Source organism: Paraburkholderia sp. GAS206C (genome assembly GCF_050435645.1).
Taxonomy (GTDB): domain Bacteria; phylum Pseudomonadota; class Gammaproteobacteria; order Burkholderiales; family Burkholderiaceae; genus Paraburkholderia; species Paraburkholderia phenazinium_B.
Map to the genome: position 1 here is coordinate 151,482 of NZ_JBNDKR010000010.1, position 15,229 is coordinate 166,710.

Genomic DNA, 15,229 nt, shown 5'->3' on the forward strand with positions numbered 1-15,229 from the left:
GGGAAGACGGTATCGATAAAGCGGCACTCGTACGCGCATGGCGAAGCAAGGCAGCAGCAACGCAGTGTGAGCCGGCACGGACGAATTGACGCAACGGAGACAAACCCCATGTCGTTGCTCACTGACAGCACCATGCACGTCCGTGAAGTTTTGAACGTCGTCAATCATCAATTGGCGACCCGCCCGACGAGCGACCCCGTCGCTCAATCATGGGCGCGCTGCATGAACGAATTCCAGCTCGACCCTTCCCGTTTTGTCGTGCCCCCTGTCCTGACCGACTACGAACTCAGTTCGCGCCGAGAGGCAATGGGCGATCTGATCGCCTGCTCGAAGCTCGAAATGACCACGCTTTACCAGCAGCTGGCCGATCCCGAACTTGCGGTGGTGCTGGTCGATGCCGGCGGCATGATCGTCCATCAGGTTTCGTCGGTGCCTTTCGCCGAAGCGGTCGCCGCGGACGGCTTTCGCGTCGGCGCTCTATGGAGCGAACGCGAGGCCGGCACGAACGGCATGGGCACGTGCCTCGCCGAGCGCGACTGCATCGCCGTCTGCCAGCACGAGCATTTCTATCCGCGCTATACGTCGCTCACCTGCTCCGCCGCGCCGATTTTCGACGACAGCGGCGAAATTGCCGGCGTGCTGGATGTGACGAGCCGCTCGAAGCTGCTGCAGCAGCATTCTCTGGTGCTGGTCGGCATGTCGCGGCAGATGATCGAAAACCGTCTGCTGGATGCGCGTTACCGGCACGCGAACATGATCCATTTTCACAGCCGCCCGGAATTCGTCGGTACGCTGCACGGCGGCAAACTGGCGGTGGCGGACGACAGCACGGTGCTCGCCGCAAACCGCAGCGCGCTGTTCCAGCTCGGCTTCCGCTCGCTGCGCGAACTGCGCGGCCGGCGCATCGAGGAAGCGTTCAATGCTTCGCTCGAGGACATGATCGCGCGCAGCATCCGCGGGTCGTTCCATCCGGTCACCGTGTATAGCGCTAACGCGACCAACCGCTTCTTTCTCGTCGCGCAGACGCCGCAAAGCAGCGCCGAACGTGGCGTGCGAGTGGCGGGGACAGCGCCCGTGACGCGTGCCAGCGCGCCCGAGAAGCGGCCGGCGCCGGCCCGGCTCGACCAGATCGCGCACCTGGAATTCGGCGATCCGCGCATGGCCTCGCAAATCCAGCTCGCGGCGCGAGTGGTCCAGCGCAAGATTCCGATCATCCTCAGAGGGCAAACGGGTACCGGCAAGGAAGTCTTCGCGCAAGCGCTGCATAGCATCAGCCCACACGCATCCGGTCCGTTCGTGCCGGTGAATTGCGCGTCGCTGCCCGAAAATCTGATCGAAAGCGAACTGTTCGGCTATCGGGCGGGCGCGTTTACCGGCGCGCAGCGTGAAGGACGGCGTGGCAAAATCGTGCAGGCCAATAGCGGCACGCTCTTCCTCGATGAAATCGGCGACATGCCGCTCGCGTTGCAGGCGCGCCTGCTGCGCGTGATCGAGGAACACGAGGTCACGCCGCTCGGCGCCGAAACGACCATCAAGGTCGATTTCCAGCTCATCAGCGCCAGTCACCGCAATCTGCTCGAACTCGTGCACGGCGGACAGTTTCGCGAGGATCTGTATTACCGGCTCAAGGGTGTTGAACTGAATCTGCCGCCACTCAGCGAACGGGTCGACAAGCTCGCGCTGATCCATCATCTGCTCGAAAAAGAAACGAACAACGATCCGCCCGAGCTGACCCCGGAAGCCGAGCAGGCGTTGCTGACGTATGCATGGCCCGGCAATATCCGCCAGTTGCGTCACGTACTGCAGATGGCCATTGCGCTTTGCGACGGACAACCCATCCGCTGCCAGGACCTGCCTGGCGAAATCACCCAACGCATGCCGGAAAACGGGCCGGTGGCAGCTTTGCGTGCGGCGGTGCCGGACGTCGACCCGCATCCGGACGACGAAGTGGATCTTTCCGCGCTCAACGCCATCCAGTTGAACGAACGCGGGACCGTTCTGACGCTGCTCGACGAGCACCGCTGGAACGTCAGCAACGTCGCCAAGGCGCTTGGCATCAGCCGCAACACGTTGTACCGGAAGATGCGCCGGCTGCATATCCGTCTGTCGCACAACGGCTCGGCAATCGCCGGCGAGCCGGCCGACGAGATGCCGTCCGACGATTCGTTCTCCAAAGAGTCGCCGCCCATCGACGACGCATGACCCAGACGCCCGCTCGTCGTCTCGCCGAGTTCAAGCCCGATGCGCGCTTCGCCTGGTGCGTAACAGGCTCCGGCCATCTGCTCGACGAGTCGATCGCGCTCGCGCTCGAATTGCCGCGCGTCGATCTCTTCCTTTCCGCAGCCGCGGAGGAAGTCTTGCCGCTCTATGGCTGGCCCCTGCCGAAGCTGCGCAAGCACTTCCGCGTGTTTCGCGACAATAGTGTGAGCGGCGTGCCGGTCGGTATGCTCTACCACGGCATGTACCACACGGTGGTGATCGCGCCGGCCACCAGCAACACCGTGGCCAAATGCGCATTCGGCATCTCCGACACGCTACCGACCAACATGTACGCGCAGGCGGGCAAGCAGTGCATTCCGGGCATTGTCTTTGCATGCGACACGGAGCCGACCGTAGTGACGCAAAGCCCGAACGAATGGGTCGAACTGCGTCCGCGGGCGATCGAACTCGACAACGTTGAGCGCCTGTCGCGCTTCGAATACACGACACTCGTGCGCTCGCTGGATGAACTGAAAGCGGCGCTCGGTGAGCGCCTGTCGCGCGTGACTATATGAACAGCCCCCACGCTCCCTGCGATCGCTGCCCGGCCGTGCATTGACATGGACCATATCGTCTTCCTGACTGGCCGGCTCGCCGAAAAGAGCCTGATTCACACGCTCGAAAGCATGGCGCCGACTCCGTTCAGCTGGGAAATCCGCGAAATCGGCCTGCAGGTCGCAGCGCTCATGACGGCCGACCTGATTCGCCGTCGCATCCCCGTCCCGCTCGTGGCGCAGCGGGTCATCGTGCCCGGGCGTTGCCGCGGCGACCTCGCCGCGCTGACCGGGCACTACGGCGTGCGGTTCGAGCGAGGCCCGGAAGAGGTCAAGGATTTGCCGCAATTCTTCGGCCGCGAGGCGCAACCGTTCGATCTGACGCGTTACGAGGCCAGGATCTTTGCCGAGATCGTCGATGCGCCGCGGCTCGATCTGGATGGCATCGCCGCACGTGCGCGCGAGTACGTCGCGCAAGGCGCCGATGTAATCGACATCGGTTGCCTGCCCGAAACGCCGTTTCCGCATCTCGAAGACGCGGTGCGCCTGCTTAAAGCTCAGGGGTATCGCGTGAGCGTCGATTCGATGCGCAGCGACGAACTGCTGCGTGGCGGCCGCGCGGGCGCGGATTATCTGATGAGCCTGAACCTCGACACGCTCTGGATTGCTGACGAGGTGCCGTCCACGCCGATCCTCGTCGCCCGCGAGCCGGCAGACCCGGCCTCGCTCGATGCCGCGATCGAGCGGCTCGCCGCACGCGGCCGCGCGTTTCTCGCCGACCCCATTCTCGATCCGATTCCGTTCGGTCTCGCCGCATCGATTGCGCGTTATGTCCGGTTGCGCGAACGCTACCCGGATATCGGCATCATGATGGGCATCGGCAACGTGACTGAACTGACCGAGGCCGATACGAGCGGCATCAACGCGGTGCTGCTTGGCATGGCAGCGGAGCTACGTGTGAGCGCAGTGCTCACCACGTCAGTCAGCCTGCACGCACGGCGCGCGGTCCGCGAAGCCGATGTCGCGCGCAGGGTGATGTACGCCGCCCGCGAAGCACAGGTGCTGCCTAAGGGCATCAACAGCGATCTCGCGACGGTTCACGCCAAACGCCCTTTTCCGTACAGCACCGCCGAAATCGCCGAGGTTGCGCGCGAGGTGCGGGACCCCAACTTTCGCGTCCAGGTCAGCGCGGACGGCATTCACGTTTACAACCGCGACGGACATCGCCAGGCGGGCGACCCGTTCGCGCTCTACCCCAACCTGAATCTCGAAACCGACGGCGGCCACGCCTTCTATATGGGCGTCCAGCTCGCCCGCGCCGAGATCGCCTGGCGGCTCGGCAAGCGCTTCGATCAGGACCAGCCGCTCGACTGGGGCTGCGCGGTCGACCGGCCTGAACAGGATCTCATGGCGTGGCAAGCGTCAGGCGAGACGATGAAAAAGCGCTGAGGGCTAACCCAGCCGCGCCGATTCATCGCATCACTGCCCATGCGCCGGTGGCCTGCTGCACACCTGGTGGTAGCGGCGCGCCATCGCATCGAGCGGCAGCGGCTTGATGCGCGAGGCCTGGCCCGCACATCCGAACGCCTCGAAACGTTCGATGCAAAGCGCGCTCGCGGCCGCCGTCGCCGCCTTCAACGCGGCGCGCGGATCGAACTCCGAGCGGGCATTGGCCAGCGACTTGCGCATTGCGCCGCTCATCGCGAGCCGGATGTCGGTGTCGATATTGACCTTGCGCACACCATGCGCAATGCCGCGCTGGATTTCTTCGACGGGCACCCCGTACGTCATGGGAATCTCGCCGCCGTATTCGCGGATCACCGCGAGCCACTCCTGCGGCACCGACGACGAGCCGTGCATCACGAGGTGGGTGTTCGGAATCCGTTCGTGAATCTCGACGATCCGGTCGATGGCAAGAATGTCGCCTGTCGGCTCACGGCTGAATTTATAGGCGCCATGCGAGGTGCCGATCGCAATCGCCAACGCGTCGACGCCGGTCGCCTCCACGAAAAACTGTGCCTCGCGCGGATCGGTGAGCAACTCGTCGCGCGAGAGTTGCCCTTCGGCGCCGACGCCGTCCTCCTCGCCCGCCGCGCCGGTTTCGAGCGAACCGAGACAACCCAGCTCACCTTCGACAGATACACCCACTGCATGCGCCGCCTCGACAACCCGGCGGCTCACGTCGACGTTGTACTCGTAGGCAGCGGGCGTCTTCTGGTCCGGCAACAGGGAGCCGTCCATCATCACCGACGTAAAGCCCGAGCGGATCGCCTGCTGACACACAGCCGGGCTCGCGCCATGATCCTGGTGCAGCACGAGCGGGATATCCGGATGCGCCTCGAGCGCGGCGAGCACCAGATGACGCAGGTACGGTTCACCCGCATACTTGCGGGCGCCCGCCGACGCCTGCAGGATCACCGGGCTCGCGGTCGCCTCGGCGGCCCGCATGATCGCCTGGATCTGCTCCATATTGTTGACGTTGAACGCGGGCACGCCGTAGCCGTGCTCGGCCGCGTGGTCCAATAGTTGCCGCAGTGCGATGAAGGCCATTGCAAACTCCTCGAAGTCGAATCGAATCGGATCAGCTCGCCGCGTGGGCACTTGTTCATGTCGATGGCGCCAGTTGCGCGCATTGCACGACGCGGATGGCTTCATCCACCACCGCCTGCACGGTCAGATTGAAATGCTTGAACAGCGCGGCAGCGGGTGCGGACTCGCCGAACGTATCGATGCCCACAACTCCGCCTTCGAGGCCCACGTATTGCCGCCAGAACGCGCGAACCCCCGCTTCGACCGCAATGCGCGGCACGCCTGGCGGCAGGACCGCGTCGCGCCACGCGCCGGACTGCCGGTCGAACACGCTGGTGGACGGCATCGACACGACGCGCGCGGCAATACCGGCTTCGGCTAGCGGCGCGATGGCGTCGAGCGCAAGGGACACTTCCGAGCCGGTGGCGAGCAGGACAACGCGGCTTTGCGCCGACGCATCCGCCCAGTCGCGCAAGACATACCCACCCCGCGCGACCGCCTCGATCTGCGCGCCGCTGCGCGCGGCGAACGGCAGATTCTGGCGGCTCAGCAGCAGGCATGACGGTCCGCCGCGCTCCGCTGCACAGGCCCACGCCTGCGCAGTTTCGACGGTGTCGCACGGACGCCAGACGTCGAGCCCCGGAATCAGCCTCAGACTCGCCGCATGTTCCACCGACTGATGCGTCGGCCCATCTTCGCCGAGGCCGATCGAGTCGTGCGTGAACACAAAGATCGAACGGAGCTTCATCAACGCAGCCATACGCAACGCGTTGCGCGAATAATCGGAAAACGTGAGGAAGGTGCCGCCGAACGGGATATAGCCACGATGCAGCGCGATGCCGTTCATGACCGCGCTCATGCCGAACTCGCGCACGCCGTAGTGCAGATAGTTGCCGCCTTGCAGGCCGCTATCGTCCGCATGGACGTCGACCGCTCCTTTCCAGTTGGTCAGATTCGAGCCGGTCAGGTCCGCCGAGCCGCCCAGCAACTCCGGCAACGTCCGGGCGAGCGCGGCGATCGCCTGCTGCGAGGCCTTGCGTGTCGCAATCGACTCCGCCGCGCCGTCCGCGTCGCGCAACATCGCGCGGACCGCATCGCGCCACTGCGCGGGCAGCGTGCCTTGCGCCCTACGCTCGAACTCAGCGGCTTCATGCGGATAGTGCTTACGATAGGCTTCGAATCGCTTCGTCCAGTCGCTTTCAGCAGTGGCGCCCCGCTCGCCGGCGTCCCAGAGCGCATGGACCTCGGCCGGCATCGCAAACGGCGGATGCTCCCAGCCGAGCGCGCGTCGCGTGTTCGCGGCTTCATCGGCACCGAGCGGCGCGCCGTGCACATCGTGCGTCCCTGCTTTCGATGGCGACCCTTTGCCGATCACCGTCTTGCAGCAGATCAGCGTCGGCCGGCCCGCTGTGCGCGCAGCACACAATGCCCGATCGACCGCGTCGACGTCGTGTCCATCCACGTCACGCTCGACGTGCCAGCCGTAGGCCGCAAAACGCGCCGGCGTGTCGTCGCTGAACCACTGCGCGACGTGGCCGTCGATCGAGATGCCGTTGTCGTCGTACAGCACCGTGAGCTTGTCGAGCTTCAACGTACCGGCGAGCGAGGCCGCCTCGTGCGAGATGCCTTCCATCAGGCAGCCGTCTCCGGCAAACACGTAAGTGCGGTGATCCACGACCGCATGGCCGGCCCGGTTGAATTCACGCGCGAGCAGCGCCTCGGCGAGCGCCATGCCGACCGCATTGGCCAGTCCCTGCCCGAGCGGCCCCGTGGTCGTTTCGACGCCGGGCGTGACGCCCACTTCGGGATGCCCCGGCGTCTTGCTGTGCAATTGCCTGAAGCGCCTGAGTTCGTCGATCGGCAGGTCGTAGCCGGTGAGATGCAGCAGGGCGTACAACAGCATCGAGCCATGCCCGTTCGACAGCACAAAGCGGTCGCGGTCGGGCCACGCAGGATTGCGCGGACTGTGTTTCAGATGGCGATCCCACAGCGCGACGGCGATCTCGGCCATGCCGAGCGGCATGCCCGGATGACCCGATCTAGCCGCTTCGACCGCATCGATCGCGAGCATGCGCAGCGCGTCGGCCATCAGGCGCGTCGCCTCGGCTGCAGGTGTTACGGGTGCTGCGGGTGCTGCGGATGTGGCGATGGATTTTGCGACGGTACTCATCGAAGCTCTCCTTGCACGAAATCAACCCACCATGCAGCGCGGCGCCTCAGGCGCGCGAGCGCCGGTCGATCAGTTGCAGAATCATCGGTGTGAAAATCAGCTGCATCGCGAGGCCCATCTTGCCGCCTGGCACCACGATCACATTCGGCCGCGACATGAACGAATCGTGCAGCATCGTCAGCAGATACTGGAAGTCGATCCCTTTCGGCCGCGCGAAACGGATCACGACGAAGCTCTCGTCCGGCTGCGGAATCTCGCGGGCGGTAAACGGATTCGACGTGTCCACGGTGGGCACGCGCTGGAAGTTCACATGCGTGCGTGAGAACTGAGGGCAGATATAGTTGACGTAGTCAGGCATGCGCCGCAGGATCGTATCGACCACGGCCTCATGCGAGTAGCCGCGCATGGTCTGGTCACGATGCAGTTTCTGGATCCATTCGAGATTGATGATCGGCACGACGCCGATCAGCAGATCCGCATGCCGCGCGATGTCGATGCTGTCCGTCACCGCCGCCCCGTGCAGGCCTTCATAGAACATCAGATCGGTGTCCGGCGTCACCTCCTCCCATGGCGTGAAGGTTCCGGCGTCCTGCTTGTAGAGCCGCGTTTCGGGCTCGTCGTGCACATAGTGGCGCAACTTCCCGGTGCCGCTTTCTCCATAACGGGCGAAGAGCGCCTCGAGTTCTTCGAGCAGATTCGCTTGCGGCCCGAAATGGCTGAAGTTCGGTGCGCCATCCCGTTCGTGCTGTTTCATGGCTTCGCGCATGCCGTTGCGGTCATAACGATGAAAAGCGTCGCCTTCGACGATCTGCGCGTTGATCTTTTCGCGCCGGAAAATATGGGTAAAGCTCTTCATCACAGTCGTGGTGCCGGCGCCGCTCGAACCGGTCACCGCGACGATCGGGTGTTTGCTTGACATGCGTTTGTCTCCGGATGATTTAAGCCGTGAAGCCGGGCAGAAACAGCGAGCGCCGGCTAAAGAGCGGTGACGTGAAGGGTCGATCCTCGCCGCGGTCGTATTCACCGTGATAGCGTTCGATGCGCTCCACCTCGTTCTTCGAACCGAGGATCACCGGCACGCGTCCATGCAGCGTGCGCGGCACGACGTCGAGAATACGTTCGCGCCCGGTGATCGAAAGGCCGCCGGCCTGTTCGATCAGAAAGCTCATTGGGTTGGCCTCGTACAGCAGCCGCAAGCGCCCTTCCATGGCCGGTATTTTCGAGTCGCGCGGGTACATGAACACGCCGCCGCGCATCAGGATGCGATGCACCTCGGCGACCATCGATGCGATCCAGCGCATATTGAAGTCGCTTGCACGGCAACCGCTGCGTCCGTCCTTGCACTCCTGTACATAGCGGCGCACCGGCGGTTCCCAGAAGCGTTCGTTCGACGCGTTGATGGCGAATTCAACCGTGTCTTCTGGAATGCGAATGTTCGAATGCGTGAGCACGAAGTTGCCGATGTCGCGCTCCAGCGTGAAGCCATGCGTGCCGTTGCCGACCGAGAGCACGAGCATCGTCGAAGGCCCGTAGACGGCGTAGCCTGCTGCGACCTGCTCGCGGCCCGGCTGCAGAAACGCGGACTCGCCCACCGGCGCCTGCGAATCCGCCGGGTTTTCATTGCGCAGCACCGAAAAGATCGATCCCACCACGCCGTTGATGTCGATATTCGACGAACCGTCGAGAGGATCGAAGGCAAGCAGATAGTCGCCGCGCGGATAGCCCGGCGGAATCGGGTAGACCGCCTCCATTTCCTCGGACGCCATCGCCGCGAGCAGTCCGTCCCATTCGCATTGCTGCACGAAGATCTCGTTGGTCGCGACATCGAGCTTCTTCTGCTCCTCGCCGTGCGTGTTGACGCTATGCGCGGAGCCGTAGTGGCCGCCAAGCGCGCCTTTGGTGAGCATCGCGGAGATCGACTTGATCGCCGCGGCCACGTCGATCAGGAGCGCCGAAAGGCCCGCGTTCTGCGCTCCAGGCTGGCGGTCGAGCGTGTCGATCAGGAACTTCGAGAGGGTCGTACGTCCGTCTTGCATGGCGATCTCCTGAGGGATGGTTTTCGTTTAGCCTGGCGGCGCCAGCACGGCGTGCGTCGCATGGGAGGACGCAGGCACCCCGTCGCTTGCCGCGGGCGTTTCGGCGAACACACGGCTCCCGCGAATGTCGGCGGCCGCAATCAGCGTGAGCGCGGCGGCGTCGATGGCCGCGCCGTCCCGCATCGCCGTGGCGAACAGGCGATTGGCCTGACGCAGCCGCGAGCGGTCGAGCGCATTGCGCACCGAACGGGCGTTAGCAAAATTCGGCTGGCGGGTGCGCAGCGCGAGATAGTCCGCGAAAGCGCGGCGCGCGTCGGCATCGAAGCGGTAATGCATCGTCGCGAGCATCCGCTCGGCGATGTCGAGCAGTTCCGCGTCGTCGTAGTCGGGAAACGTGATGTGATGCGCAATCCGCGAACGAAAGCCCGGATTGCTCTCGAAGAACACTTCCATGCGCGCCGCGTAGCCAGCGAGAATCACGACGAGATCGTCACGCTGGTTTTCCATGGTTTGCAGCAGGATCTCGATCGCCTCCTGACCATAGTCGCGTTCGTTTTCCGGGCGATACAGGTAATACGCTTCGTCGATGAACAGCACGCCGCCCATCGCGCGCTTCAACACCTCGCGCGTTTTCGGCGCGGTATGGCCGATGTACTGACCGACCAGGTCGTCACGCGTCACCGAAACCAGATGATTGCGGCGAATGTAACCCAGCCGGTGCAGCACTTCGGCCATGCGTAGCGCGACCGTGGTCTTGCCGGTGCCGGGATTGCCGGAGAAGCACATATGCAGGGTCGGCGCGCCGCCTGCGAGGCCGAGCGAAGCGCGGGCCCGCTCGACGAGCAGATGGGCCGCAACCTCGCGAATGCGGGTCTTCACAGGGGCGAGCCCGACCAGATCGCGATCGAGTTCGGCCAGCACGTCGCCGATGCCGGAGTCGCGATAGAGCGCGGCGAGATCGACATTGGGCACCTCTGCGCAGTTCATCTTCTAGCGCCCCGGTACATATCGCTCGCCCGAGGGCCGGTCGCCCGCGTAGCCGGACAGCCCGTAACGCTGCACACGTCCCACCCCGTCCTGGCGCGTGAGGCGAAAGCCCGGCTCCTCGTCCGGGCGATTGACGATGAACGACAGACGCATCGTCTCAAAGCCGCGCACCGAATCGAAGGCGTTGATCTTGATGTAGTGCTGCGGCCGCGCCGCGCGGCACGCCTTCACTTCCTGCAACACGCCGGCCGCATCGTGCAGGTCGAACATCGGCAGGCCCCACATTTCCCAATAGGTGTTGCGCGGATGCGGATCGTCGGTGTACTCGACCGAACAGGCCCAGCCCTGGCCCAGCGCGTAGTCGATCTGCAAGCCGATCTCCGCGTCGGTCAGTTCCGGCAAGAAGGAAAACGTACCCTGTGTAATACGCATGACGTACCTCGCTGATGAATGCATCGTTCCGAAACGGCGCCAACGGTTTTCCGCGCAGTGCGGCTGCACTGCTACCGGACCCGCATTGAGAAAACCTGAATACCCGCTACCCGCTCTGGATACCCGCCGCTCAGGCCGCAGTCGGCGTGGCGGCGAAATCCGGCGTGTCGGTTGACGCATAGTTGAACGTCACATCCCGCCACGTATCGAGCGCCTGCTTGAGCGGCGTGCACCAGCACGCCGCCCCTTCGAGAATCTCCGGCCCTTCGTGCACGATGTCGCGACCCTCGTTGCGCGCCTTCACCATCGTTTCGAGCGCAACGCGATTCGCTACCGCGCCCGCCTGGATACCGGCCGGATGACCGATCGTGCCGCCGCCGAACTGCAGGATCGCGTCGTCGCCGAACAGGTCCAGCAGTTGATGCATCTGCCCTGCATGAATGCCGCCCGAGGCCACCGGCATCACCTTGCGCAAACCCGCCCACGGCTGGTCGAAGAAAATCCCGCGTGACAGATCGACCTCGTTGTGTGCCTCGCGGCACACGTTGTAATAGCCCTGCACCGAAAGCGGATCGCCTTCGAGCTTGCCGACCGCGGTGCCCGCGTGCGCATGATCGACGCCCGCCATGCGCAGCCACTTCGCGATCACGCGAAACGAGATGCCGTGATTGCGCTGCCGCGTATAGGTACTGTGACCCGCGCGATGCAGATGCAGAATCATGTCGTTGCGGCGCGCCCAGCGCCCCATCGATTGAATCGCCGTCCAGCCGACCACGAGATCGATCATGACGATGCAGGAACCCAGTTGCTTAGCGAATTCGGCGCGCTCATACATGTCCTCCATCGTGCCGGCCGTCACGTTCAGGTAGTGGCCTTTGACTTCACCCGTTTCCGCTTGCGCGCGATTCACCGCCTCCATTGAAAACAGAAAACGGTCGCGCCAGTGCATGAAGGCCTGCGAGTTGATGTTTTCGTCGTCCTTCAGAAAATCGAGGCCGCCGCGCAATCCTTCATATACGACCCGGCCATAATTCTTGCCCGACAAACCGAGCTTCGGCTTGACGGTCGCGCCAAGCAACGGCCGGCCGTACTTGTCGAGCCGCTCGCGCTCGACGACGATGCCCGTCGGCGGCCCCTGGAAGGTCTTCAGATAAGCAACAGGTATGCGCATGTCTTCGAGACGCAGCGCCTTGAGCGGTTTGAAGCCGAACACATTGCCGATGATCGAGGCGGTCAGGTTGGCGACCGAACCCTCTTCGAACAGATCCAGTTCATAGGCGATGTACGCGAAATACTGCGGCTCGCCGGCGCTTGCGCCAGGCACGGGATCGACGCGGTAGGCTTTCGCACGGTACATGTCGCATGCAGTCAGGCGGTCGGTCCACACCACGGTCCAGGTTGCCGTCGACGATTCACCGGCCACGGCCGCCGCCGCCTCCTCCGGATCGACACCGGGCTGCGGCGTGATGCGAAAGAGCGCGATGATGTCGGTGTCTTTCGGCGTGTAATCCGGCTGCCAGTAACCCATCTCGCGATACTTCATGACGCCCGCGGCGTACCGTTCGCGAGGTTTCTGCGCGTCGCGCGGCTTGTGTATGGAATCAATGACCGGTTGACTGAAATCGTTCATGACATATCCTCGAAGGTGAACAGGTGCGCTGCCGGAAGAACGGAGCGCTTGTTTGCACTGTATGCAGGAACGCAGTCACTGAGAATTCACGATTTCATTTGGCAGACTTAACCGATCCGTTATCGATTGCACAACGCGAAGCGATTTTTCAACACATGCGCGAACGATCGATGGAGAATGATCTGCATGGGATTGCGAGCGCCGGGTGACAGGAGAACAGAACCGTGCTGCCCGGCATGGAACACTTTGCTGCATTCCCGGAACAGTGCGCGGCACGAGCGCATCGTGCTGCGCACACCGTGGTCGCACCGGCGCAATTCGGCAAACGCTGCATTGCGGCGCGCCCACAAGTCGCTTGTGCCAGGTCATCGAAAACCCGGCATGGAGCTTGCGTAGTAACCAACGCCAATGAAGTCCGGCATCACGCCGGACCGACGGCGCAACGCTGTACAACACATGGAGGAAACACGTATGCAATGGACGACTCCGAGCTACACCGATATACGTCTTGGTTACGAAATCACGATGTACGTCGCTACGCGTTAAGCCCGCCCGGGCCGCGACACGCGGCCCTTCGGCGGATTTGCGGTAATCCCTGACTAACCGGCCGGCTTTTCGGCGCTGCCAGGACACGCGTTCCCATCCATGATCCACGAAACGATCGTCACCACAGCAGCGTGCGATGGCCGTCCTCATATCGCGCCCATGGGGGCCCGTTACGAGGACGACTTCGTCATCCTCTCGCCGTTTCGCCCGTCGGTCACGCTCGACAATATCGTCGCGTCGCGGGCTGCAGTGCTGAACTTCACCACCGACGTCCGTATCTTCGCCGGCTGCGTCACGCATTGCGCGAGCGACTGGCCCACCGTCGCCGCCAGCCGTGTGGCGAGCATCAGGCTCGCCGGGTCGCTGGCGCACGCTGAACTCGAACTCGACGAACTGCGCGACGACAAGGAGCGCCCGGTGCTGCGCATGAAATGCGTGCACCGCGAAAACCATGCGCCGTTCACCGGTTTTAACCGCGCCCAGGCCGCGGTGGTGGAAGGCGCGATTCTCGTGAGCCGGCTTTTCATGCTGCCGGCCGACAAGGTGGACCGCGAAATGGCCTACCTGCAGATCGCCATCGACAAAACCGCCGGCGATGCCGAACTCACCGCCTGGGGGTGGCTCACCGCCGCGATCGCGCGGCATCGCGAGAGCCTCGAATCTTCCGGCGGTTCAGCCGCCGAACTCATAGCGCACTAGTCTGTCCCGCCATTTCGGAGAATATCGATGACCGCATTGCTCGCGAGCGTCCGCTCGGACGACGAAGCATTGGACGCCGCTCGTGCCGGCGCCGAACTGATCGACCTGAAGGAGCCGAACGCGGGCGCGCTCGGCGGCCTGTCGATCGGCGACATCACGCATATCGTCCGCCAGCTTCGCGCCTGCTATCCAGTCAAGCCGATTAGCGCAACGATTGGCGACGTGCCGGCGGACGCGCTCGATGAAATCGCCACCCGTGTCATCGAAGTCAGCGACGCTGGCATCGACTACGTGAAAGTGGGGGTGGCGCCCGGTCCGTCTGCACGACGCTGTCTCGAACAACTGGCCAATCTGCCGGCTGCGGTCGTGCCGGTGCTGCTGTGCGACAGCGGCATGGAAGGCGAACTGGTTGCCTATACGGCCACGCTCGGTTTTGTCGGGGTGATGTTCGACACCGCCGGCAAGGACGGCCGCACACTGTTCGATTACGTGGATGGCGATTCGCTCGCGCAATGGCTGCGGCTCACGCGCGAGCGCGGCGCGATGAGCGGCATCGCCGGCTCGCTCGGCTGGGCGCAGTTCGAGCAGATCCGGGCGCTCGCGCCGGACGTGGCGGGTTTTCGCACGGCATTATGTGTCGATGGAAGGCGCTCGCGACTCGATCCGCAACGCGTGGCGCAATGGGCCACCGCACTGCACCGTCCTGCTGGAGAGACAAGCGGCGCGCTCGCCGCAGCAAACGCCCAGGCCTCCGGCGCTGCACGTCTTTAATGCACCTGATTGCGCGCAAGCCGTTGCCTCGCACCCAGGATGCCGCAAAAGACCGCGCAGCAATAGGCACGAATACTAGATCACCGGGATGTTCAGCAGCCGGTCGCGCATCAGCGCAACATTGTCCTTGTTGAACATCTCGACCACGTAATTGGCCTCGATCACATGGTCGACGAAACGGCGGTCGACCACGCCCGTGGCCGCCAGCGTCTCGAGCCGCTCGTTCTCAGAGATGGCGCATGACTTCACCACGATCAACCGCTCGGCGTTGAGCATGGTCGAGAGCCATGCGGCGAGGCTGTCGGAGGTGGTGTCCCAATTGCTCATCGCGTCCGGCGTGTCGCGCATCAGCGAGGTCGGCACCCACACGGCCACGCGGCCGTCGCGCAGCGCGCGGCGGATCTTCGCCTCGCTCGAGGCGAGCACGAGTTCAGGCAAGATTCCTTGCATGAGAATCGCGTATTGCGTCATGGCAAGCAGACACATGTTGTGCGCGGCGAGATCGTCGAAGCGCCACTCGCTCTGGTATTGCCGCACCTTGTCCGCGAAATCGCCTCCACCGGGCACGATGACGACGCGCCCGCCCCCCACCTCACATAGCTCGACGAGCCACTTGCGAAGCATCGGATCGTGACTCAGGCTGCCCCCGATCTTGACCACCCACATGATCGTTGTC

At 64.0% G+C, this 15,229-nt stretch carries 14 protein-coding genes; 6 read left to right on the forward strand and 8 right to left on the reverse strand.

Annotated features, from left to right (window positions below; translation table 11 throughout):
* Positions 1-108: 108 nt before the first annotated feature.
* Genes P3T20_RS27430 through P3T20_RS27440 form a run of 3 tightly spaced genes read left to right on the forward strand, consistent with a single transcriptional unit; the run spans position 109 to position 4,202 of the window.
* Positions 109-2,202, forward strand: a complete 2,094-nt coding sequence (locus P3T20_RS27430; RefSeq protein ID WP_429288400.1) for a sigma-54-dependent Fis family transcriptional regulator — start codon at positions 109-111, stop codon at positions 2,200-2,202.
* The gene (locus P3T20_RS27435) at positions 2,199-2,774 is read left to right on the forward strand and encodes a flavoprotein (protein WP_429288401.1); all 576 of its coding nucleotides are present in this window, start codon (positions 2,199-2,201) and stop codon (positions 2,772-2,774) included. Before P3T20_RS27430 ends, P3T20_RS27435 begins: the two co-directional genes overlap by 4 nt.
* 45 nt (positions 2,775-2,819) lie before the next feature.
* Complete coding sequence (locus P3T20_RS27440; protein WP_429288402.1) at positions 2,820-4,202, forward strand: DUF6513 domain-containing protein; 1,383 nt, start codon at positions 2,820-2,822, stop codon at positions 4,200-4,202.
* 30 nt (positions 4,203-4,232) lie between these two features.
* Here the strand turns inward: P3T20_RS27440 and fba are convergent, their stop codons facing one another.
* The 7 genes from fba to P3T20_RS27475 all read right to left on the reverse strand — a co-directional run bounded on the left by fba (position 4,233) and on the right by P3T20_RS27475 (position 12,537).
* The gene (fba, locus tag P3T20_RS27445) at positions 4,233-5,303 is read right to left on the reverse strand and encodes a class II fructose-bisphosphate aldolase (protein ID WP_429288403.1); all 1,071 of its coding nucleotides are present in this window, start codon (positions 5,301-5,303) and stop codon (positions 4,233-4,235) included.
* A 55-nt stretch (positions 5,304-5,358) separates the two neighbouring features.
* On the reverse strand, positions 5,359-7,452 hold the full coding sequence (gene tkt, locus P3T20_RS27450; RefSeq protein WP_429288404.1) for a transketolase: 2,094 nt from the start codon (positions 7,450-7,452) through the stop codon (positions 5,359-5,361).
* Between the two features lie 46 nt (positions 7,453-7,498).
* On the reverse strand, positions 7,499-8,371 hold the full coding sequence (locus P3T20_RS27455; RefSeq protein WP_074264696.1) for a phosphoribulokinase: 873 nt from the start codon (positions 8,369-8,371) through the stop codon (positions 7,499-7,501).
* A gap of 19 nt (positions 8,372-8,390) precedes the next feature.
* A complete protein-coding gene (locus P3T20_RS27460) occupies positions 8,391-9,488 on the reverse strand; it encodes a class 1 fructose-bisphosphatase (RefSeq protein WP_429288405.1) in 1,098 nt (365 codons plus the stop codon).
* A gap of 27 nt (positions 9,489-9,515) precedes the next feature.
* Entirely contained in the window at positions 9,516-10,475 is a 960-nt protein-coding gene (cbbX, locus tag P3T20_RS27465; protein WP_429288406.1) for a CbbX protein, read from the reverse strand.
* 3 nt (positions 10,476-10,478) lie between these two features.
* Complete coding sequence (locus P3T20_RS27470) at positions 10,479-10,907, reverse strand: ribulose bisphosphate carboxylase small subunit (RefSeq protein ID WP_429288407.1); 429 nt, start codon at positions 10,905-10,907, stop codon at positions 10,479-10,481.
* A gap of 130 nt (positions 10,908-11,037) precedes the next feature.
* Positions 11,038-12,537, reverse strand: coding sequence for a form I ribulose bisphosphate carboxylase large subunit (locus P3T20_RS27475; protein WP_429288408.1), 1,500 nt, complete (start codon positions 12,535-12,537; stop codon positions 11,038-11,040).
* Positions 12,538-13,008: 471 nt separating this feature from the next.
* Here P3T20_RS27475 and pqqA point away from each other — a divergent pair, with 471 nt between their 5' ends.
* From pqqA to P3T20_RS27490, 3 genes are all read left to right on the forward strand, one after another.
* A complete protein-coding gene (gene pqqA, locus P3T20_RS27480; protein ID WP_143787599.1) occupies positions 13,009-13,083 on the forward strand; it encodes a pyrroloquinoline quinone precursor peptide PqqA in 75 nt (24 codons plus the stop codon).
* Positions 13,084-13,182: 99 nt separating this feature from the next.
* Positions 13,183-13,782, forward strand: a complete 600-nt coding sequence (locus P3T20_RS27485; protein ID WP_429288409.1) for a DUF447 domain-containing protein — start codon at positions 13,183-13,185, stop codon at positions 13,780-13,782.
* Positions 13,783-13,809: 27 nt separating this feature from the next.
* On the forward strand, positions 13,810-14,553 hold the full coding sequence (locus P3T20_RS27490) for a (5-formylfuran-3-yl)methyl phosphate synthase (RefSeq protein ID WP_429288410.1): 744 nt from the start codon (positions 13,810-13,812) through the stop codon (positions 14,551-14,553).
* 75 nt (positions 14,554-14,628) lie between these two features.
* Here P3T20_RS27490 and P3T20_RS27495 read toward each other — a convergent pair whose 3' ends face one another.
* Positions 14,629-15,219: an aspartate kinase gene (locus tag P3T20_RS27495; RefSeq protein WP_074264704.1), complete on the reverse strand. Its 591-nt coding sequence runs from the start codon at positions 15,217-15,219 to the stop codon at positions 14,629-14,631.
* Positions 15,220-15,229 lie beyond the last annotated feature (10 nt).